The following is a 22,561-nucleotide window of genomic DNA, read 5'->3' on the forward strand; positions in this document are numbered from 1 at the left end:
TTCGATTCGAAATCATCGAGCCGGAATGTTATGTTATAACATTATATACATGCAACCCGAATGAGAAACTTATGAAACACCCCATACCCACAAACCTTATTTTTGGCTTTCTTGGCAGCGGTAAAACGACCGCTATCCAGAGCCTTCTGGCCAAAAAACCGGCCGGCGAGACCTGGGCCGTTCTGGTCAACGAATTCGGGGAGGCAGGCATTGACGGCCACTTGCTGGAAGGGCAAGGCGCTGTGGTCAGGGAGGTTCCCGGGGGATGCATGTGCTGCGTTGCGGGGCTTCCCATGCAGATGGGATTGAACATGCTGATCAAACAGGCGCAGCCGGACAGACTGCTCATTGAACCAACCGGGCTGGGTCATCCCAAGCAGATTCTGGAGACGCTACAGTCAGAATTCTACCGTGACGTACTCGAGATCAGGGCCTGCTTTACCCTGATTGACCCCAAACGGTTGCAGGAGCCAAAGGTTCTGGCAAATGAAAACTTCCAGGCCCAGGTTGCGGTGGCTGATGTTTTGATCGGTAATAAGTCCGACTGTTGCGAAGAAAGCGAGAGGAGTTTTTTCAGAATCTGGGGACTTGACCACCAGGAATCAGATGAGTCGGCGTATCTGACGTCGATGGGTGACTTTCCCGTCGAGTGGCTGGACAGACCTCGCGGGCTCAACCCGCCACCTGGTGCCAAAGGCCATAAGCACAAAGGCGATGCGCCGGTAAAACAGTGGCAGAGTCTGCAGGATTGCGGGTGGCAACAGGCGAGTAACCAGGGTGAAGGTTTCTATTCCTGCGGCTGGCGCATCGAACCCGCCATCACCATGGATTACACCTCGCTCGATACGCTTGCCAATGACGGGCAGTGGCAAAGACTGAAAGGGTTCTTAAACACCAGCAAGGGCTGGATGTCATTCAACGCGTTGAACGGGATAGTCACCACCCAGCCCATTCCGGAACAGGAGGAAAGCCGCCTGGAAATCATCAGCGATCAGCGACTGGATCCAGTTGCGCTGGATGGCTTACTCCGGGACTGCGTCTCAAACCCCCGTTGATCAGTCTTCCTTGCGTTGCTTTTCCAGCATGTTCGGCTGCAGAATCTCGATCCAGTAGCCGTCCGGGTCTTTTACAAAGGCCAGGCCTTTCATTTTGCCGTCGTCCGGCTTCTTGACGAATTCCACGCCAAGATGCTCAAACCGGTCACAGGCGGCGTAAACATCCGGCACCGCAAACCCGATGTGGCCGAAGCCCTGGGGCTCGTCGTTGCCGTTGTGGTAGCTGAAATCCGCATCGTTTTCGGTGCCCCAGTTGTGGGTCAGTTCCAGCATGGCTTCCCGGCCAAAGATGAACGTCGTGCGGTGGGCATCATCCGTGGGCACGGTATTGGCCTGGCGGTCATCCAGAAAGGCCAGGAAATAGAGCGTGAATTTCATCTCCGGGAAGTCCAGTTTCCTGACCAGGCGCATACCCATTACGCGAGTATAGAAATCCAGAGAGCGCTCGGGATCCTTAATGCGCATCATGGTCTGGTTGAAGACAAAACCTTCGGTTTCCGGCACTGATTCCTGATGAAGACCTGGGGCCTGCTCGAAATGCCTGGGCATGGGGAAATCCCTCTGTTTGCGTTGTATTTAGCCTATATACCTGTGTGCGGCGCAAAGGGATTTCAAGTGTTAAGGGTCAGCTGATGGCTCTCTCCCTCATAGTAGGCCTCAACCCGGGGGTTCATGATTTTCTTCCACAGCGGCGGAATGAACGCGAGTACGAACATGGTGGCGTAGCCGGCGGGCAGCTGTGGTGCAATCTCGTGGTGACGCAGGATCTGGTAGCGGCGTTTGGCCCAGGCGTGGTGGTCGCTGTGGCGCTGCAGGTGAAACAGGAAAACGTTGGTCAGGAAGTAATTGGAATTCCAGCTATGCTCCGGACCGGTGCGCTCATAGCGGCCGTTTTCCAGTTTGCGGCGATGCAGGCCATAATGCTCCAGGTAGTTCACCACTTCCAGCAGGTTAAGGGCGATGAAGCTCTGGCCCAGGAAGAAAACCGCGCCCAGCCAGCCAAAGGCCAGGGTAAATCCCGCAAGCGCCAGCGCAGAGAGGCCATACCACCAGATCAGTTCGTTGCGCCAATGGAAGGCGGCTAGCCCTTTGCGTCGTAGCCGAGCGGTTTCCAGGCGCCAGGCGTTGATGAAATTGCGGGTATAGGCCCGGGGCAGGAAGTGGTAAAGGGACTGGTTGTAGCGGGCCGATGACGCGTCGCCCGGGGTGGATACGTGCACATGATGGCCTCGCAGGTGCTCGACCTTGAAACCGGCGTAAGTCACCAGCGACAGCAGCAGCCCGCCGGCCAGAGTCTCCAGCCTGTCGTCCTTATGAATCATCTCGTGGGCGACGTTGATACCCAGGCCGCCAATGATGCCGATAGACACCACCCAGCCAAGGCCGCCAATGAACGAAAAGGGTTCAGCTGCCAAGACCATCATGCTCCAGACCAGCAGTATCGCGTAGGCCGGCACCCAGCCGATGGTGATAACCCGGTAGAACAGCTGGCCGTTCATGCGCGGCGTGTCGGCTTCTTCATCCGGGTTGAGCGCGTCCTTGCCCAGAATCAGGTCCAGCACCGGAATAATGCCAAACACGAAGAGGGGCACGCCCCAGGCGAACAGGTTGAGCCAGCCAGTAGCCCTGCCTGCTTCCAGCATAAGCAGCGGTAACACCAGCGGCACCACGGCAATCAGGTAACTGTATTTCTTCAGCGTCAGCATGGTACGGCGCCGGGCAGACTCCGTGTTCCAGGTGATCCGATTTGAGTTCACAGTGCATCCCTCGTTTGAACAGAATCTTTATTTATTGTCCTACTGTAATATTGTTCTACAATCTTGCAATCGTCAAGATAAACCATTGGTAAATTGAGGGGGTTGTCACTGTGATAGACTGCGTTTTTTCTGCCGTTCAGAGCCCTTATGTACTTTCAGGCCCCGTCTAACCATCAGAAAACACTGATTCAGCAAGCGCTGGCGGCTTCATGACCGCACCGATCGACGAGCGTTACCGCAGTAACACCTCTGGCCCGCGGCTGATGGTGTTCACCCTGATTTTTGTTGCGATGACGGCTGCCGGGCTTTGGGCGGTCTACGACCAGTTTGCCGGCCGTACCGTCAGCTTTGACAGCCGGCTGTTGGCCCCGGGCGCCCTTGCAGCGGTGGCTGCGCTGCTACTGGTGTATTTCACCGCCGACGGGCTGCGACTGTATTTCACGCTGCGGGCCCTGGGCCACGCGATTCCCCTGCCTGCCATGGCGCGGCTGGTGTTTATCAATCTGTTTTTCTCAAACGTTACCCCGATGGCCACCGGGGGCGGCTTCGCGCAGATCTGGTACCTGCAACGTCACGGTGTACCGTTGGGGCGAGCAACCGCGGCCACCACCATTCGCACCGTGCTGGCCGTTATATTCATTTTTTCCCTGACACCGCTTTTCCTGCTGACTCTGGACGCGTTCAAGGGTGAATCCCTGGCCGGTGACCTGGGCCCGGTGCTGGCCGTGTTGATAATGCTCTATCTTGGTTTTTTCATGGTGGTGCTGTTTCGCACCCGCTGGCTCATTGGCCCCCTGACCCGGCTTTTGCGCCTGCTACACCGGCTGCACCTGTTAGGCGATTCACGCCACCGGCGCTGGCAATTCAAGGCACGGCGGGAAATGCTGCGGTTTTCCGTCAGCTTCGGACACTACCTGAAAGGCCCGAAGCTTTACGTTAGCCTGTCAGTGTTCTTCACCTTTGTGTTCCTGATGAGCCTGTTCAGTTTTCCCGCACTGCTGATGTGGGCACTGGATTATGAGGTGGATTACGTGGTCAGTCTGGGCCTGTTGGTGGTAACCACGTTCGTGATGTATTTCTCCCCCACCCCCGGTGCGTCGGGCATTTCCGAGGGCGTCTTCGGCAGCTTTTTCCGGGATTCGCTCGGCTCTGGCCATTTGATACTGGTGACGGTTGCCTGGCGGTTTATCACCATTTATCTTGGCATGCTGATCGGGCTGGTTATCCTTCAGAGGGAGCTGCTCACCAAACCGAAGGACCCCAGATGAAGCAACCCACGCCTCTGAAACTCCTGTTCTACGTCAACCTGGCGATCGTGATTCTGCTGATCGGCTACAAGCTCTATCTGAACCTTTATCAGCCGGATTTCCAGGCACTGCACACCGAACAGGTAGACCAGATTGAAGCCCGCCTTTCGGACGGCGACGGGTTCAGCTTTGCGGTGGTTGGCAATATCAATAATTCGGTGCGGGTGTTCGAGGACCAGATCATTCCCGAGCTCAATCAGGCCGGGCTGGATTTCATGGTATCGGCGGGCAACGCGGTCAGCGGCGGGGGCGAAGACAAGTACCGGGCAATCCAGGGAACCCTGAGCAACCTGACCATTCCGTATCTGCTGACTTTTGGTGAAAACGAGGAAGAGAACTTCGGCGCCTTCCGGTTTTACGAACACTTCGGACCACACTTTTACAGCGTAAACACCGCCAGGGCGCGGCTGATCTTTCTGGACAGTACCGGCAAGACCCCCTGGCGATGGCAGATGCGCTGGCTGCGAGACCTGATGGATGAGAAAGAGGATAAACCGACGTTTGTGTTCGTCGGCCACCCTGTTCTTGACCCTTCCGAAGAGGCTCCCTTCGAGCAGAGCGAGGATTTTCTGCAGCCGCCCGAGTTCAAAGAGGCGCTGCTGAAGCTGGCCAGGGATCGCGGCATCAACGCGGTATTCTCTGCGAATCTTTCACTGTATTCCGACCAGGTATCCGATGCCACCCACTTTATCGCAACCGGTGGTGCGGGCGGCCTGGTGCTGAACGATGACACCAGCTTTTACCATTATGTTCGCGTGGATGTCGCCGGCGACGGCACGGTCAGCTACTCCATGAAACCCATGGAAGCCCGCTCCAACGCCATACTCAGCACCCTGGAGTCACTCTGGTTCTTTGTCTACTCGTTGTTCTACGTCGGTTATGTGAACTTTTTCCTGCTGGTTGGTCTGTTCGCGCTGATCGGCACCAAGCTGTACGCCGCTATTTTCGTCGAAAAAAACTACTATCCGGATTACGACCTGGACCCCAAGCCCTGGCTGGACAGGCCGCTGCGCATCGCCATGTTCACCAACAACTACCTGCCGTTCATCGGCGGAGTCCCGCTTTCCATCGAACGCTTGCGGCAGGGGCTGCAGACCCTTCATGACTCGGTGCTGATTGTGGCGCCCCGCTACCGGGACCAGCCAAAGCATGAAGACAACGTGCTGCGGGTACCGTCACTGCTGGCCATGGGCGAAAAGCGGGAGTTCCGCCTGGCGAACATTTTCCTGAAGCGCATCCGCAACCGTGTGAGAATCTTCCAGCCCGCGCTGATTCACGTGCACCACCCGTTCTGGCTTGGCTCCCTGGGCCTGTTTCTGGGCCGGGTGCTGCGGGTTCCGGTGATCTACACCTATCACACCCGGCTGGAGCATTACGCCCACTTTGTGCCACTGCCCGGCAACCTGTTCCGGAATCTGATCTCCCACGCGCTGATCAAGCGGTTTGCCAACAAGTGTGACGGGGTGATCGTGCCTACCTACTCCACCGAGGAATACCTGCGCATGATCGGCGTGAAGTCACCGACCTTCGTGCAGCCCACGGGCATTGAATACCAGCGGTTTCAGGCAGTGTCCGATGAGGATGTGCAGCGGCTGAGAGAATCCCTGAATATCGGCGATGAAACCGTGTTCGTAAGCGTATCGCGGCTGTCCAACGAGAAGAACATCGACTTCATGATTGATGCCATTCACAGCCTGCGCCAGCGTACAGATCACCCCTTCCGGTTCCTGATGATCGGCAAGGGGCACCAGCAGGAGCGGCTGCAACAGCGCATCGACGAGCTGGATCTTGGCCAGCATTTCACTCTGGTGGGGCCGGTTCCACCGGAAGACATGGCCACCTGGTATCACCTGGGTGATGCGTTCCTGTTTGCCTCTAAGTCCGAAACCCAGGGCATGGTGATTCTGGAAGCCATGGCCGCCGGGCTGCCGGTTGTGGCGGTGCGCTCCAGTGGCATTGAAGATGTGGTGCGACAGGATTTCAACGGCTTCAAGACTCCGGAAAAACAGGATCAGTGGTGCGACAGGGTTCAGCAGTTACTGGAGGATGAGGCGCTTCGCAGCAGGCTGGCCAAAAACGCCCTGGCTTTCGCCGCGGATTATTCGGTAGAGCAATTTGCCGCAGACGTGCGGGAAATCTATGCCCTGACCCTGGCCCGCGCCGATTCTGAGCGCAAGCGCTGAGTGGCGGCTGGCCAGGGCGGCATGGTCTGGTTTCAGAAGCCGTAAAGCAGCGACACGGAAAGTTCGGTATCTGTGTCCTCAGACCCCACCGGTGGATCGGACAGATGCTGGACCCGGTAGGCCGCTTTCATGGAGATTCCCCCCACTATGTTGGCCTGAATTGAGGTTTCCGACTCGGTGGTGGTTTCGTTATCGTCCAGCCCCATTTCAACACTCAGGGTCTGGCGGAACAGAGCGTTTTCAGACAGCGCCTGATCGTATCGGCCAGCGATGCGGCCAATGGCCTCGTCGTCATCACGGGTGCCGTCCGCATTGGGCTCTTCCAGTTTATTGAACCGGTAACCGGCACCGGCGGACAGATCCAGAAAAGACCGCTCGCCCACCTGCCAGACACGGTTTCCGTAACCGGTGGTGAGTGACGACTGGAAGTCATAACCGGAAAACCGGTCCTCCTCATGAAACAGCCGCACGAACCAGTACTGCTGCTCATCGAATTTATAATCGGACTCCAGTTCCAACCGGTATTTTTCCGTCGTGGTTACATCCTCGGTTTCCGAAAAGGCAGAGCGGAATTCGCCGGTGTTCCGCCACCTGGCCACCTCATGCTTCAGCCCCACCCGACCGTTGATATTGGTCTCCTCGGTGTTGCCGGTTGACGCCAGCACCCCCAGTTCGGCCTCGCCCTCCCAGTTGCGGGAATCTGAATCCTGCGCCTGGGCGGCAAGGGGAAATATCAAGGCCAGACAGGCCATGTTCAGCCGGTTGGTGGCCAGAGATCTCAGGTCCATGTGGGCTCCTTTGCTCGTTTTCAGCTTCAAGCGCCCGGCTTCCTCTGCGCGCGTTCACCTGCGGCGCTTTGCAGAGCCTGACGCTCCTGTTCTGCCCGCTTTCGGGCTTTGCGCTCCTCAATGAGGCGCGCTGCCTCGCCGCCAACGTGCACTTCTCCACGCTGTTCAGCCAGGCGGATCTGGCGTTCACGTTCGGCAAAGCGGGCTTTCTGTTCTTCCGTCAGCGACTCGATGCACTGATGGCAGCTCACGCCCTGCTCGTACTCCGGGCGCTGTTTGTCGGCCTCGGTGATCGGTCGGCGGCAGGCGTGGCACTGGTCATACTCTCCGCGCTCAAGGCGATGATTCACCGTGACCCGGTCATCAAATACAAAGCACTCACCGTGCCAGAGGCTTTCCTGTTCCGGCACTTCTTCCAGGTATTTCAGAATCCCGCCCTTGAGGTGGTAAACCTCCTCAAAACCCTGCTCTTTCAGATAGGCCGTGGATTTCTCGCAGCGAATACCGCCGGTGCAGAACATGGCCACTTTCTTGTTACGGGACGAATCGAGGTTCTGTTTCACGTAATCCGGAAATTCCCGGAAAGTGTCGGTGGCAGGGTTCTTCGCATTGGCAAACGTGCCGATCTCGACTTCGTACTGATTCCGCGTATCGATGACCAGAACGTCCGGATCGGAGATCAGTTGGTTCCAGTCTTTCGGCTCGACATAGGTTCCAACGATGCGTTTCGGATCAATGCCCTCCACGCCCATAGTGACGATCTCTTTCTTGAGCTTCACTTTGGTGCGCTTGAACGGCTGGATATCCACGAAGGATTCCTTGTAATCAATGCCTTCGAACCGGCCATCGGCATTCAGCCATTGCTTGACCGCATCAACGCCTTCACGGGAACCGGCAATGGTGCCATTGATGCCTTCGCGGGCAAGCAGCAGCGTGCCGTGGACATCGTGGTCCTGCATCAATTTCTGGAGGGGTTGGCGTAGGGACTGGTAATCATTCAGGACTGCGAACTTGTAAAGCGCGCAGACAACAACGTTCTGACTCATTGGTTCGGGTTCTCCTGCGGGCCGGATCGTAAATCCGGAGCATGTGTGTGGCCGCGTATTCTATCGAATCCGGCCGCAGAAGCACCAGTTCAGAGATTACTGTCTGGACAGCTCGCGCTCGACAACCGCAGACAGCTGGCCCCAGCCAGGGCGGGTCAGGCGGATGTTGTCCACCAGAACCGTGGGTGTGCTGGTCAACTGTAGCTGCATGGCCACACGGCGGCTCTGTTCGATTTCTTCAATGTGCAGGTCGGTTTCCATGCAGCGCCGGAAGCGCCGGGCTTCAAGCCCCAGGTCTTCGGCATAGCGGGTAAAAGTGTCCGTGGGGCTGCCGGAGCCACTCCACTCCAGTTGCTTGTCGAACAGGGTGTCGTGCATGGCCCAGTAGCTGTCCTGGTCACCGGCGCAGCGCGCGGCCAGCGCAGCAGGCACTGCGTTGTCGTGCTGCTGCAGCGGCAGGTCAAAGAACACAAACCGCACCTGGCCGGATGCCACATACTCTTCTTTCAGGCGCTGGCTGGCACTGGCGAAGTTTTTACAGGCCGGGCACTGGTAGTCTGCAAATTCCCGCACCACCACCGGGGCATCTGGGTCGCCGACCGAAACCCCGAACTGATCAACCTGTTCCGGGAAAGGTGCAGCATTGGGCCCGGCCGTTGGCAGCGACTCCGAGGTGGGATCGGGCGCCGCGGTAATAATGTAGACAATGCCGATAATCAGCGCGATCACCCCTGCGCTCAGGGCGATGATCAAAGGCTTCTGGTTGTTGCCCGTGCTTTTCGGTGCCGGCTGACCGGTCTTCTGCCGGCGTTTTGCTTCACCCATTCCGTAACTCCTTGCGCGTGATGTAATGGTTCGTTTGCACAGTCTGACAGGCAGGCTAAGATTCGGACTGTGCCGCAAAGTTCCTGTCACTGATCACTTACCCAGAAGGTTGCCTATGCCACTGCCACACTCTCCAGATACTCCGGATACTCTGGATATTCTCGCCAGGCTGGAACTGCCCCTGGTCGCCGCACCCATGTTTCTGATCTCCGGGCCGGACCTGGCGCTGGCCTGCTGTAAGGAAGGCATTGTAGGCAGCTTTCCCGCGCTTAACCAGCGCAGCAGTAAGGGCTTTGAGTCCTGGCTGGTGCAGATGAACGAAGGCCTGGACGCCCTGAAGGCAGACAAACCCGGGCGCAAGGTGGCGCCCTATGCCGTCAACCTGATTGTGCACAAGACCAATCCCCGCTGGGAAGCGGACCTGGAGCTTTGCGTGAAACACCAGGTACCGATTGTGATCACCTCGCTGGGGGCTGCGACCAGAGTCACAGAAGCCGTTCATGGCTATGGCGGACTGGTATTCCATGACGTCACCAACCAGAAACACGCCCGCAAGGCTGCCGAAGCGGGTGTTGACGGCATTATTGCGGTGTCCGCCGGGGCCGGTGGCCATGCCGGCACAATCAATCCGTTTGTTCTGGTGCACGAGATACGCGACGTTTTTGACGGCCTGATTCTGCTGGCCGGCGGGTTATCGAAAGGCGAAGACATTCTGGCCGCCCAGGCCATGGGCGCTGACCTGTGCTACATGGGCACGCGGTTTATCAACACCACCGAATCCCAGGCGGAAGCCGGCTACCAGAAGATGATCATCGAAGCGGTTTCCGGTGACATCATCCACACCCCGGCGGTATCCGGCATTCCTGCCAACTTCATGCGCCAGAGCCTGGAAGCGGCGGGCTATGACATGAAAAAGCTGAATCAGCCGGGCGAGATTAATTATGGCGAAAAACTCAAACCCATGGAAGACGAAGCCAAGGCCTGGAAAACCATCTGGTCTGCCGGCCAGGGGGTGAGCCAGATCCATGATGTGCTGAGCACCAGCGAGCTGGTGCAGCGGATAAGGCAGGAATACAACGCTGCCCGATCAGCGCTGTGCGGGCCCGGCTAGGCCCGACAGCAAACCTGACCGGGCCAGGGAGGCATCAGTCGTCGTCCTGTTCTTCCAGTTCGATTTCGGTGGCGTCGTAAAGGAAGGCTTGCCCCGAAAGCGGCACATACTCGACCTCTACAAGCGGATAAACACCCTCTGAGACATTAATCAGGCCTTGAAGGATCCCGGCACTGCTTCCGTCATAAGCTCCCGCCAGAGCCCTCATCTCAACACCCAGAATGCTGATTGATTCAGCGTCAACAGAACGCAGCTTGCCCTGCAGTTCGAACTCGGGCGGCTCTACTTCGCCGAGCTCTGCGCCGGATTCCTGGTCATCGATTTCAATGTTCAGCGCTTCGAGGAAAATACCGCTGTCGTCCTCCCGTTCGATGCCTTCGACTTCTACTTCAACGCCCGTCGTCAGGCGATCCAGTAGCTGCTCGCGGGGCAGCTGCGAGTCGTCGTCATTCTCAATTACCGTCGCGGATGTGATCTGGACCAGTACCCCACCCACCGTGAAAGTGCCTTCGGTGCGGTTCAGCGCCGCACCAATCGGGCCATCAACCTCGGCATTGGCTTCCCGAAGTTCGATTTCATCGGCAATCACGGTGGTGCCGTCAGACTGGTAATCACCTTCAACCTGGATCAGCAGTCCAACCACCAGATCCGGGGCTGACAGGCCATCATCAAATTCCGTATCGCTGGTAACAAATACCGTGATGCCGTTGATTACGAAGCTTTCAGTGTTGGCATCAAAGTTTTCGGCAACCGGGCCTGAGAATTCGATGTCGTCCTCTGTTCCCCGGCGATAGCGGCGCTGGTCGTCTTCGCGAATTTCTGTGGCAAGCAACTCAGTCCCAGCAAGGTTAAGGTTGCCCTCAACTTCTACAATGACACCGTCGGCCAGATCTCCCGGATTCAACGTTGAACCAAAACTCAGATTATTGCAGTCTACAATCACCGTTCCGATCTCAAAGCTGCAGGGGACTGGATCGAATCCACGAATCTCACCCTCAAGCTCTATCTCGTTGTCGATATCAAAGGCGGTTGCTGACCCGGAATGAACCCTTACCAGGCTCGCCCGGAATTCTCCATCAGCCAGCCGCCATCCGCTGACCCGCACCAGGTCGTCGGTTGCCAGGTTCTCAGGCAGGGGCACACCCTTGATCACGGTTTGCCGGTCGATGTTGACCCGCAGGCCCAGAATGGAGATCACCGCGGTCTTGCTGGCAGGGTCCCAGGCGGACTCAACGGTGATAGGCCCGCGCAGGGTGTCGTCATATTCAAGTTCGCTGGCGGTGCCCTCGCCGTTGGCGCGCCATTCGCCATCAACGCGCAGGATCATGCCCTCATCCAGGTTCTCTTCGAAGGTTATGCCATCGTCACCTGTTACCTGGCCGTTCAGGCCGCCGGTATCAAACTGAACCCCGTTAACAAACACGCTACCAAAGCCGGAAACCGGCCCCACGCTGGACCCGGTCCCGCGGATACCGCCATCAGCAACACCGAAGCTGCCTCCACCGCCCCCGCCGCCACCGCAGGCAACAAGAACGCCCGCAGACAGGGCGACCAGCGTGTAACGGACTGCTGACTGAATGGACTTGGGTTTCATGCGTGTTTCTCCCTGGCCGGGCTTCTGGCCAATATTCTTCAGATAAAATCGTTTCGGCGACGGCGAACAGGCCTGTCGTACGCCAGTTGTTCTTCCGCTAAAAAAACGGGTTGTGCGGCACTGGCCGCACCGGGCACGTAGGCACTTCGGCGAAGCAGCAGACAACCGTTGTCGTGCTGCTCAACAATGCCTTTTCGAAGTAATTCGTTGCAGATTACCGCCGGCGCAAGATGCGGGCTGACAAGACTGATCAGGTGACTGAAATCTGAGCGGTCCGGGTTAATAGCAGGGTCAGACCCCGGGTTCTCGACAGACAGGGATCTGGGCTGGTTGTTGTCGTCCAGAAAGCGTTTGTGGCTGATCCAGTGTCGGACCACGTCGCGAGCACCCCGTGACAGCAGGGTGGTAACCAGTTCGGTTGGCTGCCAGAAAATCTCCGTTGGGGCACAGGCTTCAGGGTTGATCATTTCGACTCTCCATTGATATCTGGCTGGACCGGGTCTTCAAAGTAGAAGATTCCGACGCCAGTCCTTACCACATTCCCCTCGGTATCACTTTTGCCATGGCTGGCAATGTCCCGGTCATAGGGACCAAGCCACTTGTCCAGCTGCTCCAGCAGATCCTGGGACTGCAGAGCGGCGTAGTGTCGCCAACGCTCCATGACTTCCGGAGGGATGTTGTTGTACACCAGTGTTCTCTGAAACAGGGGCTGGCCGGTGGCTTCGCTCCCCACGAGATTGTGATCAATGGTCGCTATAAGATCTGATACGTCCTCACCGAAGATCTGGAGCATTTCTTCACTGTCGCCCGCCGGCACATAGGCCCGCTGACGCAACTCCAGATTTCCGCTGCCATCATCAGCCACTACCCCCACACGAACCAGTTCCTCGAGCACGGCGCGAGGCGTCATATCACCGCTGTAGCGCCGGACCAGCTCACTGAAGCTGGCTGGTCCGCTGGACGACTGGTTCGATGAGTCAAATGAAAGCTTCGCAGGTTCGCCGTTGCTTGCGTGAAAGGCCGGGTCGTGAACCCAGCCGGACACCACGCGGGAAGCCCGGTTTTCATGGCGCAATGCCGGAGCCTGGCGGTGTTCCCCTGCCAGGATATCCCGCTGTTTTTTGACTTCCTTGCGCGTCAGCCCCGTCATCACCGCTGCGCGGGAGTCCGTGGGCTTCTTGCGCTCGTCAGCGAAATCCTCAAGCGCCGCATCCACATAGGCACGCCTGACCAGCTCTGCGAACTCCGCAAACGGAATACCGTTGCGAAGCAGCAGGCGGGCCAGCGGGCGCAGAATACGATACAGCGCCCGGTGCAGTGGATTGGTGTCCGAATCTTTCATATTTGGGATTGTATTCCCATAGTGGGTTCAAAAGCATCCATTGATCAGTCGTCATCCTCAATATCTACAACGATGTAATCGCCACCAATATTCCGCAGATAATCAATTTCTACTTCCTGACCCACCTGAATGCCTGAAAAATCGGCATCTCCGCGGCCTAATGTCAGGCCCAGAACGGTTATGGAGTTGTCATTGATTGCGGTCACCCGGCCTTCCATCTGATAGTCATCATCATCGCCGTCTTCACGTTCGATGGTGATGGCCTCAAGGTATCCGCCGTCGGCGAGGCGCTGAAGACCCTCGATCTCGACGAAATCGCCGACCATCAGGCTTTCGATATCCTGGGTCCGCAGAACGATGTTGTCGTCGTCATCGTCATCATCGTCGTTTTCAATAAGGGTGTTACTGGTGAGCATCACCCGAACGCCACTGACAACCAGGTCGCTACCGTTACGGGATTCAATCCGGCCATCCAGCTCGGCATCGCCATCCCGGGGCTCGATCTCTTCGGCAACCAGGACACCACTGCGGAAATTGCCTTCCACTTTGACCAGCAGGCCGTCAGACAGATCATCCTCGCCTAAGCCGTCATCGAACTCGGTGCTGCCGGTTACCTGAACCGTGATGCCGTTGAGCTGGAACTGGCGGGCAGAACTGTCGTAATCCCCGGAAATCGCGCCGGCAATTTCGACGTCATCGTCGTCACCGAACAGGTCGTCTTCGTCATCGATTTCTTCGGCGATCAGAACGCCATTGCCGTCGATGTAGCCTTCCACCTCAACGATCAGGCCATTTGTCAGGTCATCCCGCTCAAGGTCGTCATCAAATTCGGCACTTTGATAGTCCACGGTGATGCCGTTGATCTCGAAAGTCTGGGACTGGGTGTCCAGGCCGGCGATGGCGCCTTCGATTTCTACCTCATTGAAGTCGTCAAAGTCATCGAAGCCACTGCCGATCAGCTTGGCACCAACGAAGCTGGCGCGAAAGCTGCCATCCTGAAGCCGCCAGGCACTGATGCGGACTTTGTAGGTGTTGGCGCTTGCCGCGGCCAACGTTTCCGGTGTCGCGCCTTTGAATACCGTCTGGCCATCCACAAGAATGTCCTGGCCGGCGACTTGCAGGGTTCCCGTACCCTCTACTTCATTCCAGGTCGCAGATTGCAGACGACCACGAACGCTGTCGTCATAATCCAGCCGGTCCGCACGGCCCTGGCCGTCATCGCCCCAACTGCCGCGAACCTTCAGGATCATGCCTTTTTCAAGCTGACCTTCCCGTTCAATGCCGTCATCGCTGCTGACGCTGCCGTTGGTTTCAAAGCGGGTGCCGTTTACATAAACACTGCCAAAACCGGATACCGGCCCGACACTGGTGCCGGTTGATGCCGCCGACCCGCTATCCGAGGAACCTGAACCACCGCCGCCACAGGCCACCAGTGATCCTGCAACTGCGCCGGTGAGCGCCATTTTTACTGCTGTTGTCAAAGCACTGCGTTTCATTGTGTTTCTCCCGTTTCCCTGTTTACTGTTTTCTGTTTTTTCAGGATTGGGATTATTTTCCCAATCTGTATTTGGGAATTTATTCCCATTTTTTCGCGCTGTCCAGTTTTTAACCATGAATATTTTGTGAACTTTCCGGCCGACTGGGCGTAAGCTACTGAACACACAAATGAAAACAGGTGAAAATAATGCTGGGGTTTCTGAAGGGCGATCCGAAGAAAAAGCTGCAGAAAGAATATGAAGCCAAACTTGAAAAGGCGCTGCACGCCCAGCGCAACGGCGATCTGCGTACCCACGGCACGCTGATGGAAGAGGCAGAGAAGATTTACGCGGAACTGCAGAAGATTGGTAAGGAGTAGCGCCCCCTGACCGTTAGCTAGGAGTCGCCTAAAAACTGTTGTAGCTGCCGATTGAGGCGATCGACTTCTCGGCGCATGTCCTGAACCTCGTCCAGAAGCTCCAGCGACATCGCTAGGCCCGGGAGGTTGATTTTCAGATCCCGCTGCAGGCGCTGGGCTTTGCGCAGACGCGCGAGCGTGTGAAGATCAAACCGCCACTGGCGCTGTTCCGGAGTTTCTTCAACCGGGGCGATAACGCCGTAGTTGACCAGTTTGATCACGAACTCCGCGTGGCAGCCCCCGCGTTCACAGATTTCTCTCAAGGTGAATGTGGCAGAGGGCTCTACCAGTTCGACGCTGAGAATCCGGTCTTTGTCAGTCATCCTTCCCCCCGCTTAAACGTGCAGCTTAAGACGTGGATTGAACGATTTTTCGGCTTCGGCGAGCTTTCTGTATAGCGCTTCCGCCTCTTCAGAATGCCGCTCTGGCATTGCAACCTGGAGGATCACAATCTGGTCTCCGGGATGTTTGCCAGGCAGGCCCTTGCCTTTCAGGCGCAGCTTGCTGCCACTGGTGGAACCCTTCGGAACTTTCACGTTCACCTTCGAACCCACGGTCGGCACCGTGACTGAACCACCAAGCGCAGCTTCCCAGGGCGCAATGGGCACGGTGACCAATATGTCGCGACCTTCGACGGTGAAATGCGGATGCGGTGCGTATTCCACTTCGATAAACAGGTCGCCGCTGTCCGCACCGCCGGCACCGGGCGCACCCTGGCCTTTCAGTCGGATGTGCTGGCCTTCTTTCATACCGGCGGGAATTTTGACCTTCAGGGTTTTCTGCCGTGGCACGGCCCTGCCGTAAGCATCCGGTTCCTGAACGGTAAAGGTTACCTGCTTTTCACAGCCCTGAATGGCTTCTTCCAGGAACAGCGCCAGCTTCGCATGCACGTCTTCACCCCTCATGCGCATGGAGTGGCGTTGACCACCAAAGCCTGAACCGAAACCGCCGCCTGCACGACGGCCACCACCGAAGATTTCCTCGAAAAAGTCACTGAACTGCCCCGCATCGGCTTCGGTATAACCACCGCCACCAAAGCCAGACCGGCTCTGCCAGCCGGACGGGCGCTCAAACGATCCGTCTTTGCGGGCACCGTATTTTTTGAGCTCGTCGTATTCGGCGCGTTTTTCGGGGTCTTTCAATACTTCGTAGGCCTCGCCGACGTCTTTGAATTTGCTGTCGGCGTTCTCTTCTTTGCTAACGTCCGGATGGTATTTCCGGGCCAGTTTGCGGTAGGCCTTTTTGATGTCCTCGGGGGAGGCAGACTCGCTCACACCGAGTACGGCGTAATAGTCTTTGAAATCCATTCTTGTCCTCGCACCTGTTGAGATTGCTGGGCATAAGTGGCCCGTTTAATACCCCTTATATGAGTCGGCCCGGTGGGAATTGCAAGGTGCGCGCATATTCAAATTAATGCGTATCGGGTTTGGGCTTTGTTTTATGGTCTGGGCTGCGGGCCTAGCCTGAATGGTTCGCAGATAGCGCAAAGGCGGGGCACTCTTCCGGGAATCGCTGTGAATACGTCCATGTACGCTCGACAAAAACATCCATGTTTTTGACGTTCCCGGAAGAGTGCCCCGCCTTCGCTTGTTCTGAGCTTTCAGATATTTCTGGCCCCATTCAGAAAGACAGGAAAGCAAAAAGACCGTTTGCAATTGCGTTTGAGATATCGCTGGAGCATGTCGGGCAACGGTGGGAGAGACTGCTCAGAAATGTTGAGCGCCAGGGATGGCGCGATCAAGCCCTACATGGATGTATTTACGGGCGTTTTCTGAGCAGTCTCTCCCACCGTTGACCCTCCCGCCATGCCATCAGGCTGCAACAGGAGGGCCAACTCCCAAACTTAACGAACCTTGGGATCAAGCTCGCCAGAAGCATACCGCTCAAACATGCGTTCAAGGTTAACCGGTTTGATCTTGTCGGCGTTGCCAGCGGTTCCGAAGGCCTCATAGCGGGCAACGCAGACGTCGGTCATTGCCTTCATGGTTTCCTTCAGGAATTTGCGCGGGTCAAATTCGGCCGGGTTCTGGGCCAGGAAGCGACGGACAGCGCCAGTGCTGGCCAGGCGCAAGTCGGTGTCGATGTTGACCTTGCGCACGCCGTGCTTGATGCCTTCCACGATTTCCTCGACCGGCACGCCGTAGGTTTCCGGAATTTCGCCGCCGTATTCGTTAATGATTTTCAGCCACTCCTGGGGCACGGAGCTGGAGCCGTGCATGACCAGGTGGGTGTCCGGGATGCGAGCGTGGATCTTTTTGATCTGCTCGATGGCCAGGATGTCGCCTGTCGGCGGACGGGTGAACTTGTAGGCGCCGTGGCTGGTGCCGATGGCGATGGCCAGGGCATCCACGTGGGTTTTCTTGACGAAGTCCGCCGCTTCTTCCGGATCCGTCAGCATCTGGCTGTGGTCCAGGGTGCCTTCGGCGCCGATGCCGTCCTCTTCACCGGCCTGGCCGGTTTCCAGGGAGCCCAGGCAACCCAGCTCGCCTTCCACCGAGACGCCACAGGCGTGAGCCATTTCGACGGTGCGGCGGGTGACGTCGACGTTGTAGTCGTACTCGGTCGGGGTTTTGCCGTCTTCGCCCAGGGAGCCGTCCATCATCACGGAGCTGAAGCCAAGCTGGATGGAGCGTTGGCACACAGACGGGCTGGTGCCGTGGTCCTGATGCATGACCACGGGAATGTGGGGAAATTCTTCAATGGCCGCGAGGATCAGGTGGCGCAGGAAGGGGGCGCCGGCGTATTTTCTTGCGCCTGCGGAGGCCTGGACAATCACCGGGGAGTTGGTTTTGTCAGCCGCTTCCATGATGGCGCGCATCTGCTCCAGGTTGTTCACGTTGTAGGCCGGCACGCCGTAGCCGTGCTCGGCGGCGTGATCCAGCAGTTGCCGCATCGATATCAGGGCCATTGGGGTTTTCTCCTTGGTTGGATTTTGGGTCGTTTAATCATTTTAGGTCGCGGATTCTGGGGTCCGCTTCTTTGACTTGTGAGTCTGCTACGGAGCTTAAGGGCAGGGGCTCCCGGAACCGCTACGAGCACCCCTACGGGGTCCAGTCAGCAATCATAGATTGCTGCCGTTCGGCTGCGCATGAAGCTTCGCTTCATAAACGCTTGCCTCACCCATGTGCGCTTATCCTCGGCCATCCATGGCCTCGCAAATTCCGCGAAAGACCTACCCCGCTCTCCTTGCGATTCTAACCTCGGCGTAATATCCGAGGCCCTAGTCAATCATTTTTATGCGCCGCGTTCTTCAAGTACGGCAACAGCGGGCAAAGTTTTACCTTCCACGAATTCCAGGAAAGCACCGCCGCCGGTGGAGATGTAGGAGATTTTGTCAGCCACACCGTACTTGTCAACGGCCGCGACCGTGTCACCGCCGCCGGCCAGGGAGAAGGCGTCGCTTTCGGCGATGGCGTGGGCCAGGGATTTGGTGCCGTTGCCGAACTGGTCGAACTCGAAGACGCCGACCGGGCCGTTCCAGAGGATGGTTTTGGACGACTTCAGCAGGCCTGCAAATTTGGAAGCGGTTTCCGGGCCCACATCCAGGATCATGTCGTCGTCGGTGACGTCCGCGATCTTTTTGACGGTGGCTTCAGCGGTTTCGGCGAATTCGCTGGCGACGACGACGTCTACCGGCAGCGGGATTTCAACGCGGGAGGCGATTTCCTTGGCGGTGTCGATCAGGTCGTGTTCGCACAGGGATTTGCCCACCGGGTGACCGGCCGCCGCCAGAAAGGTGTTGGCGATGCCGCCGCCGACGATGATGGAGTCGCAGACTTTTTCCAGGGCGTTGAGTACGTCCAGTTTGGTGGAAACCTTGGAGCCGCCGACGATGGCAACCACGGGCTTGGCCGGGTTGTCCAGGGCTTTGCCGAGAGCTTCCAGCTCCGCCGCCAGCAACGGGCCGGCGCAGGCTTCGGGGGCGAATCTTGCAACGCCGTGGGTTGAGGCCTGGGCGCGGTGGGCGGTGCCGAAGGCGTCCATGACGTAGATGTCGCACAGGGCGGCGTACTTTCTGGAAAGTGCTTCGTCGTCTTTCTTTTCGCCCTTGTTGTAGCGGACGTTTTCGAACAGGACCACTTCGCCGTCGGCGACTTCGACGCCGTCCAGGTAATCGGTAATCAGGCGGACTTCCTGGCCCAGCAGTTTGCCGAGGTGTTCCGCGACCGGCTTCATGGAGGAGGCTTCGTCATACACGCCTTCTTCCGGACGGCCCAGGTGGGACATCAGCATGACTTTGGCGCCGGCGTCTTTCGCGGCCTTGATGGTGGGCAGCGAGGCGCGGATGCGGGCGTCGCTGGATACTTGGCCGTTTTTCACCGGTACGTTCAGGTCTTCGCGGATCAGCACGCGTTTGCCTGCGAGGTTCAGATCGGTCATTCGTTTGATGGTCATTACATGGTTTCCTTGTTCGGATCTTTTGCAATTAAATCGAATCTGGATTGGGGTCCGACCCCGTTCGGGGTCAGACCCCTTTAAGCCAAACATGGCTCACATCCAGCATTCGATTTGCGAACCCCCACTCGTTATCAAACCAGCACAGCACCTTTACCATGGTGCCGCCGGTTACACGCGTCTGGCCGCCGTCCACGATGCCGGAGTGGGCGTCGTGGTTGAAGTCGGAGCTGGCCAGAAGCTCGTCGGTGTAGCCCAGAATGTGTTGCAAAGGGCCGCGGGCGGCGTTTTTTAGTAAGTTGTTCACCGCCTCCACCGAGGTGTTTTCGCGAACGTTAACCACCATGTCGATGGCGGAGACGTTCATGGTGGGCACGCGCATGGCCACGGAGCTGAATCTGCCTTCCATATGCGGAAGCAGGCGCTCAATGCCTTTGGCCAGGCCGGTGTCCACCGGGACTATGTTGTGCAGTGCGCTGCGGGTACGGCGCAGATCCTGATGATGATAGGCGTCGATGACCGGCTGATCGTTCATCGCCGCGTGGATGGTGGTGGTGCTGCCCTGCTCGACACCAAACGCCTCATCAAGAATCTGGATAACGGGTACCAGGCAGTTGGTGGTGCAGGAAGCAGCGGCCACTATGCGGTCTGCTGTGGTCAGTTGGTCATGATTGACACCGTAGACCACGGTGCGATCTACATCGGATTCCGCAGGCTGGGAGAACAGCAGGCGTTTTGCGCCCGACGTCAGGTGCTGCTCGGCTGTTGCCCGGTCGCTGAAGGCGCCGGAGCATTCCAGAACCAGATCCACGCCCAGTTCATCCCAGGGTAGCTCCGCCGGGTCAGAGTGCCGAAGCACCCGGATCCGGTCGCCGTTCACCAGCAAGGAATCGCCCTCCACCCCAATCTCACCCTGGAATCGGCCATGGGTCGAGTCGTACCGGGTCAGGTGGGCAATCGTATCGATATCCGCCAGTTCGTTAATCGCGACCACCTGCAGGTGGTCGCGGAAACGGTTTTCATAGAGTGCCCGCAGGACGCACTGACCGATACGGCCGTATCCATTAATGGCGATGCGATACGGTGCAGCAGCAGTCATCAGGCTTCCAGCAGCTCCGCGGCAGTCGCGACGATATTTTCCGCCGTAAACCCGAACTCCTTGAACAGGTCACCGGCAGGCGCTGACTCACCGAAAGTGGTCATGCCCACGATGCGACCGTCCAGGCCAACATACTTGTACCAGTAGTCGGCGATGCCCGCTTCAACTGCAATGCGGTTGGTCACTTCCAGCGGAAGAACTTCCTGCTTGTAGGCAGCGCTCTGTGCGTCAAAGGTGTCGGTGGAGGGCATGGACACCACGCGTACCTTGTTGCCCCTTTCACGCAGGGCGGCGGCCGCGTCCTGAGTGATTCCGAGTTCACCACCGGTAGCAATCAGGATCAGATCCGGGGTGCCTTCGCTGTCAGACAGGATATAGCCGCCTTTGGCAACGTTCTGCAACTGGGTCGCGTCGCGATCCTGATGCGGCAGTGCCTGACGTGAGAACACCAGCGCGGTTGGGCCATCGGTGCGCTCCAGGGCCGCTTTCCAGGCGACGGCGGATTCAACGGTGTCCGCCGGGCGCCAGGTGCTCATGTTCGGCGTAGTGCGCAGGCTGGCCAGCTGTTCAACCGGCTGGTGGGTCGGGCCGTCTTCCCCCAGACCGATGGAGTCGTGGGTGAATACCAGGATGGAACGCTGCTTCATCAGGGCCGCCATACGAACGGCGTTACGGCAATATTCCATGAAGATCAGGAAGGTGGCGCCGTAAGGCACCAGACCACCGTGCAGGGCCACACCGTTCATGATGGCAGCCATACCGAATTCGCGAACGCCGTAGTAAACGTAGTTTCCGCTGGCGTCTTCTTTGGTCAGTGGCTTGGTGTTGTTCCAGATAGTCAGGTTGGAACCGGCCAGATCGGCAGAGCCACCCAGCAGTTCCGGCAGCAGCGGCCCATAGGCGTTGAGGGTGTTCTGGGAAGCCTTGCGGCTGGCGATGGTTTCGCCCTTGTCCTGGCATTCCTGAATGTAAGCCTGGGCTTTTTCGGAGAAGTCTGCTGGCAGTTCACCGGCCATACGGCGCTTGAACTCGGCGGCCAGTTCCGGCTCGGCCTTTTCATACGCCGCAAAAGTCTGTTCCCACTCGGCCTGGGCGGCAGCGCCTTTCTCGCGCGCATCCCAGCCCTGGTAAACCTCGCCCGGAATTTCAAACGGTGGATGCGACCAGCCCAGCTGTTTGCGGGTCAGCTCTACTTCCTCTTCCCCCAGCGCGGCGCCGTGGCAGCTTTCGGTGCCCTGCTTGTTGGGGGAACCGAAGCCAATGATGGTCTTGCAGCAGATGAGCGTGGGCTGATCGGTATTGGCGCGGGCCGCTTCAATGGCAGCGCGCACGGCGTCAGGGTTGTGGCCATCGACCTTGGGAATTACCTGCCAGCCGTAGGCTTCGAAACGCTTGGGGGTGTCATCGTTGAACCAGCCTTCCACTTCACCGTCAATGGAAATGCCGTTGTCGTCGTAGAAGAACACCAGCTTACCCAGGCCAAGGGTGCCTGCCAGTGAAGCCACTTCGTGGGAGATGCCTTCCATCAGGCAGCCATCGCCCAGGAAGGCGTAGGTGTAGTGGTCAACAATCTCGTGGCCGGGACGGTTGAACTGTGCCGCCAGAGTTTTCTCCGCCAGCGCGAAGCCGACAGCGTTGGCAATGCCCTGACCCAGTGGGCCTGTGGTGGTTTCAACCCCCGGGGTATAGCCGTATTCCGGGTGGCCCGGGGTTTTCGAGTGCAGTTGGCGGAAGTTCTTGATGTCGTCAATGGAAACGTCGTAACCGCTCAGGTGCAGCAATGAATACTGCAGCATGGAGCCGTGGCCGTTGGACAGCACAAACCGGTCGCGGTTGGCCCACTTGGGGTTGGCCGGGTTGTGGCTGAGGTAATCGTTCCAGAGGACCTCGGCGATATCCGCCATACCCATGGGCGCGCCCGGGTGGCCGGATTTGGCTTTCTGAACCGCATCCATGCTCAGCGCGCGAATGGCGTTGGCGAGATCTGTGCGAGACGGCATTGACGTTTCTCCAGTGTTTGGTCAGCGAACTAACGCGAATTAAGGGAACAGTTAAAAATAAGGCGCGTATTTTCGCCGATTAGTGACCGCGGGGGCAAATGAACCTCCGTCTTTTTGCGCTACAGATTTCTACGGATTAAAAAGCCCCTGCCAAATCAATGGGCC

The 22,561-nt window shown here is 57.9% G+C and carries 20 protein-coding genes; 5 read left to right on the plus strand and 15 right to left on the minus strand.

All coding sequences use genetic code 11. The features are described 5' to 3' along the window. The first annotated feature begins 71 nt into the window (after positions 1–71). A complete protein-coding gene (locus E5Q11_RS08755) occupies positions 72–1,055 on the plus strand; it encodes a CobW family GTP-binding protein (protein ID WP_135803009.1) in 984 nt (327 codons plus the stop codon). Here the strand turns inward: E5Q11_RS08755 and gloA are convergent, their stop codons facing one another. Together gloA and E5Q11_RS08765 are read right to left on the minus strand one after the other, a co-directional pair. Continuing rightward, complete coding sequence (gloA, locus tag E5Q11_RS08760; protein ID WP_135803010.1) at positions 1,056–1,604, minus strand: lactoylglutathione lyase; 549 nt, start codon at positions 1,602–1,604, stop codon at positions 1,056–1,058. A 62-nt stretch (positions 1,605–1,666) separates the two neighbouring features. Then, positions 1,667–2,761 carry an alkane 1-monooxygenase gene (locus E5Q11_RS08765; RefSeq protein WP_168215643.1) on the minus strand — a complete coding sequence of 365 codons (1,095 nt, stop codon included), beginning with the start codon at positions 2,759–2,761 and terminating at the stop codon, positions 1,667–1,669. A gap of 260 nt (positions 2,762–3,021) precedes the next feature. On the opposite strand from E5Q11_RS08765, the gene E5Q11_RS08770 reads away from it, so the two are divergent. Continuing rightward, complete coding sequence (locus tag E5Q11_RS08770; RefSeq protein ID WP_135803012.1) at positions 3,022–4,080, plus strand: lysylphosphatidylglycerol synthase transmembrane domain-containing protein; 1,059 nt, start codon at positions 3,022–3,024, stop codon at positions 4,078–4,080. Next, on the plus strand, positions 4,077–6,302 hold the full coding sequence (locus E5Q11_RS08775) for a glycosyltransferase (RefSeq protein WP_135803013.1): 2,226 nt from the start codon (positions 4,077–4,079) through the stop codon (positions 6,300–6,302). The genes E5Q11_RS08770 and E5Q11_RS08775 overlap by 4 nt, the downstream gene beginning before the upstream one ends. A gap of 32 nt (positions 6,303–6,334) precedes the next feature. On the opposite strand, the gene E5Q11_RS08780 is transcribed toward E5Q11_RS08775, so the two are convergent. The 3 genes from E5Q11_RS08780 to E5Q11_RS08790 form a co-directional block, all read right to left on the minus strand. Further along, positions 6,335–7,090 carry a DUF481 domain-containing protein gene (locus E5Q11_RS08780; protein WP_225314891.1) on the minus strand — a complete coding sequence of 252 codons (756 nt, stop codon included), beginning with the start codon at positions 7,088–7,090 and terminating at the stop codon, positions 6,335–6,337. A gap of 26 nt (positions 7,091–7,116) precedes the next feature. Next, positions 7,117–8,136 carry an oxygen-dependent tRNA uridine(34) hydroxylase TrhO gene (trhO, locus tag E5Q11_RS08785; protein WP_135803014.1) on the minus strand — a complete coding sequence of 340 codons (1,020 nt, stop codon included), beginning with the start codon at positions 8,134–8,136 and terminating at the stop codon, positions 7,117–7,119. Positions 8,137–8,232: 96 nt separating this feature from the next. Continuing rightward, positions 8,233–8,961: a DsbA family protein gene (locus tag E5Q11_RS08790; protein ID WP_135803015.1), complete on the minus strand. Its 729-nt coding sequence runs from the start codon at positions 8,959–8,961 to the stop codon at positions 8,233–8,235. 115 nt (positions 8,962–9,076) lie between these two features. On the opposite strand from E5Q11_RS08790, the gene E5Q11_RS08795 reads away from it, so the two are divergent. Continuing rightward, on the plus strand, positions 9,077–10,072 hold the full coding sequence (locus E5Q11_RS08795; protein WP_135803016.1) for an NAD(P)H-dependent flavin oxidoreductase: 996 nt from the start codon (positions 9,077–9,079) through the stop codon (positions 10,070–10,072). A 34-nt stretch (positions 10,073–10,106) separates the two neighbouring features. On the opposite strand, the gene E5Q11_RS08800 is transcribed toward E5Q11_RS08795, so the two are convergent. From E5Q11_RS08800 to E5Q11_RS08815, 4 genes are read right to left on the minus strand one after another with little or no spacing between them, the layout of a single operon-like run. Beyond that, positions 10,107–11,666, minus strand: a complete 1,560-nt coding sequence (locus tag E5Q11_RS08800) for a DUF5666 domain-containing protein (RefSeq protein WP_135803017.1) — start codon at positions 11,664–11,666, stop codon at positions 10,107–10,109. Between the two features lie 38 nt (positions 11,667–11,704). Next, the gene (locus tag E5Q11_RS08805) at positions 11,705–12,133 is read right to left on the minus strand and encodes a hypothetical protein (protein WP_135803018.1); all 429 of its coding nucleotides are present in this window, start codon (positions 12,131–12,133) and stop codon (positions 11,705–11,707) included. Beyond that, entirely contained in the window at positions 12,130–13,008 is an 879-nt protein-coding gene (locus tag E5Q11_RS08810; protein WP_135803019.1) for a DUF6502 family protein, read from the minus strand. The genes E5Q11_RS08805 and E5Q11_RS08810 overlap by 4 nt, the downstream gene beginning before the upstream one ends. Before the next feature lie 44 nt (positions 13,009–13,052). Continuing rightward, positions 13,053–14,504 (minus strand): DUF5666 domain-containing protein, encoded by a 1,452-nt coding sequence (locus E5Q11_RS08815; RefSeq protein WP_135803020.1) that lies wholly within the window; start codon positions 14,502–14,504, stop codon positions 13,053–13,055. Positions 14,505–14,692: 188 nt separating this feature from the next. Between E5Q11_RS08815 and E5Q11_RS08820 the strand changes: the two genes are divergently transcribed. After that, a complete protein-coding gene (locus tag E5Q11_RS08820; RefSeq protein ID WP_135803021.1) occupies positions 14,693–14,863 on the plus strand; it encodes a DUF6435 family protein in 171 nt (56 codons plus the stop codon). Between the two features lie 17 nt (positions 14,864–14,880). Here the strand turns inward: E5Q11_RS08820 and E5Q11_RS08825 are convergent, their stop codons facing one another. The 6 genes from E5Q11_RS08825 to tkt form a co-directional block, all read right to left on the minus strand. Further along, a complete protein-coding gene (locus E5Q11_RS08825) occupies positions 14,881–15,225 on the minus strand; it encodes a chaperone modulator CbpM (RefSeq protein WP_135803022.1) in 345 nt (114 codons plus the stop codon). Positions 15,226–15,237: 12 nt separating this feature from the next. After that, positions 15,238–16,209, minus strand: a complete 972-nt coding sequence (locus tag E5Q11_RS08830) for a DnaJ C-terminal domain-containing protein (RefSeq protein WP_135803023.1) — start codon at positions 16,207–16,209, stop codon at positions 15,238–15,240. 536 nt (positions 16,210–16,745) lie between these two features. Continuing rightward, positions 16,746–17,810, minus strand: a complete 1,065-nt coding sequence (fba, locus tag E5Q11_RS08835) for a class II fructose-bisphosphate aldolase (RefSeq protein WP_135803024.1) — start codon at positions 17,808–17,810, stop codon at positions 16,746–16,748. 326 nt (positions 17,811–18,136) lie between these two features. Next, positions 18,137–19,297 (minus strand): phosphoglycerate kinase, encoded by a 1,161-nt coding sequence (locus tag E5Q11_RS08840; RefSeq protein ID WP_135803025.1) that lies wholly within the window; start codon positions 19,295–19,297, stop codon positions 18,137–18,139. Positions 19,298–19,367: 70 nt separating this feature from the next. Further along, a complete protein-coding gene (gene gap / locus E5Q11_RS08845; protein ID WP_135803026.1) occupies positions 19,368–20,396 on the minus strand; it encodes a type I glyceraldehyde-3-phosphate dehydrogenase in 1,029 nt (342 codons plus the stop codon). Next, entirely contained in the window at positions 20,396–22,396 is a 2,001-nt protein-coding gene (tkt, locus tag E5Q11_RS08850) for a transketolase (protein ID WP_135803027.1), read from the minus strand. Before tkt ends, gap begins: the two co-directional genes overlap by 1 nt. Positions 22,397–22,561: the final 165 nt, after the last annotated feature.

The organism is Marinobacter confluentis (assembly GCF_004785685.1).
Classification (GTDB): Bacteria; Pseudomonadota; Gammaproteobacteria; order Pseudomonadales; family Oleiphilaceae; genus Marinobacter; species Marinobacter confluentis.

Bases quoted from the DNA above. Each gene is read 5' to 3' on its own strand.
- E5Q11_RS08755 (WP_135803009.1), top strand. From the start codon at position 72: ATGAAACACCCCATACCCACAAACCTTATTTTTGGCTTTCTTGGCAGC.
- gloA (WP_135803010.1), bottom strand. From the start codon at position 1,604: ATGCCCAGGCATTTCGAGCAGGCCCCAGGTCTTCATCAGGAATCAGTG.
- E5Q11_RS08765 (WP_168215643.1), bottom strand. From the start codon at position 2,761: ATGCTGACGCTGAAGAAATACAGTTACCTGATTGCCGTGGTGCCGCTG.
- E5Q11_RS08770 (WP_135803012.1), top strand. From the start codon at position 3,022: ATGACCGCACCGATCGACGAGCGTTACCGCAGTAACACCTCTGGCCCG.
- E5Q11_RS08775 (WP_135803013.1), top strand. From the start codon at position 4,077: ATGAAGCAACCCACGCCTCTGAAACTCCTGTTCTACGTCAACCTGGCG.
- E5Q11_RS08780 (WP_225314891.1), bottom strand. From the start codon at position 7,090: ATGGACCTGAGATCTCTGGCCACCAACCGGCTGAACATGGCCTGTCTG.
- trhO (WP_135803014.1), bottom strand. From the start codon at position 8,136: ATGAGTCAGAACGTTGTTGTCTGCGCGCTTTACAAGTTCGCAGTCCTG.
- E5Q11_RS08790 (WP_135803015.1), bottom strand. From the start codon at position 8,961: ATGGGTGAAGCAAAACGCCGGCAGAAGACCGGTCAGCCGGCACCGAAA.
- E5Q11_RS08795 (WP_135803016.1), top strand. From the start codon at position 9,077: ATGCCACTGCCACACTCTCCAGATACTCCGGATACTCTGGATATTCTC.
- E5Q11_RS08800 (WP_135803017.1), bottom strand. From the start codon at position 11,666: ATGAAACCCAAGTCCATTCAGTCAGCAGTCCGTTACACGCTGGTCGCC.
- E5Q11_RS08805 (WP_135803018.1), bottom strand. From the start codon at position 12,133: ATGATCAACCCTGAAGCCTGTGCCCCAACGGAGATTTTCTGGCAGCCA.
- E5Q11_RS08810 (WP_135803019.1), bottom strand. From the start codon at position 13,008: ATGAAAGATTCGGACACCAATCCACTGCACCGGGCGCTGTATCGTATT.
- E5Q11_RS08815 (WP_135803020.1), bottom strand. From the start codon at position 14,504: ATGAAACGCAGTGCTTTGACAACAGCAGTAAAAATGGCGCTCACCGGC.
- E5Q11_RS08820 (WP_135803021.1), top strand. From the start codon at position 14,693: ATGCTGGGGTTTCTGAAGGGCGATCCGAAGAAAAAGCTGCAGAAAGAA.
- E5Q11_RS08825 (WP_135803022.1), bottom strand. From the start codon at position 15,225: ATGACTGACAAAGACCGGATTCTCAGCGTCGAACTGGTAGAGCCCTCT.
- E5Q11_RS08830 (WP_135803023.1), bottom strand. From the start codon at position 16,209: ATGGATTTCAAAGACTATTACGCCGTACTCGGTGTGAGCGAGTCTGCC.
- fba (WP_135803024.1), bottom strand. From the start codon at position 17,810: ATGGCCCTGATATCGATGCGGCAACTGCTGGATCACGCCGCCGAGCAC.
- E5Q11_RS08840 (WP_135803025.1), bottom strand. From the start codon at position 19,297: ATGACCATCAAACGAATGACCGATCTGAACCTCGCAGGCAAACGCGTG.
- gap (WP_135803026.1), bottom strand. From the start codon at position 20,396: ATGACTGCTGCTGCACCGTATCGCATCGCCATTAATGGATACGGCCGT.
- tkt (WP_135803027.1), bottom strand. From the start codon at position 22,396: ATGCCGTCTCGCACAGATCTCGCCAACGCCATTCGCGCGCTGAGCATG.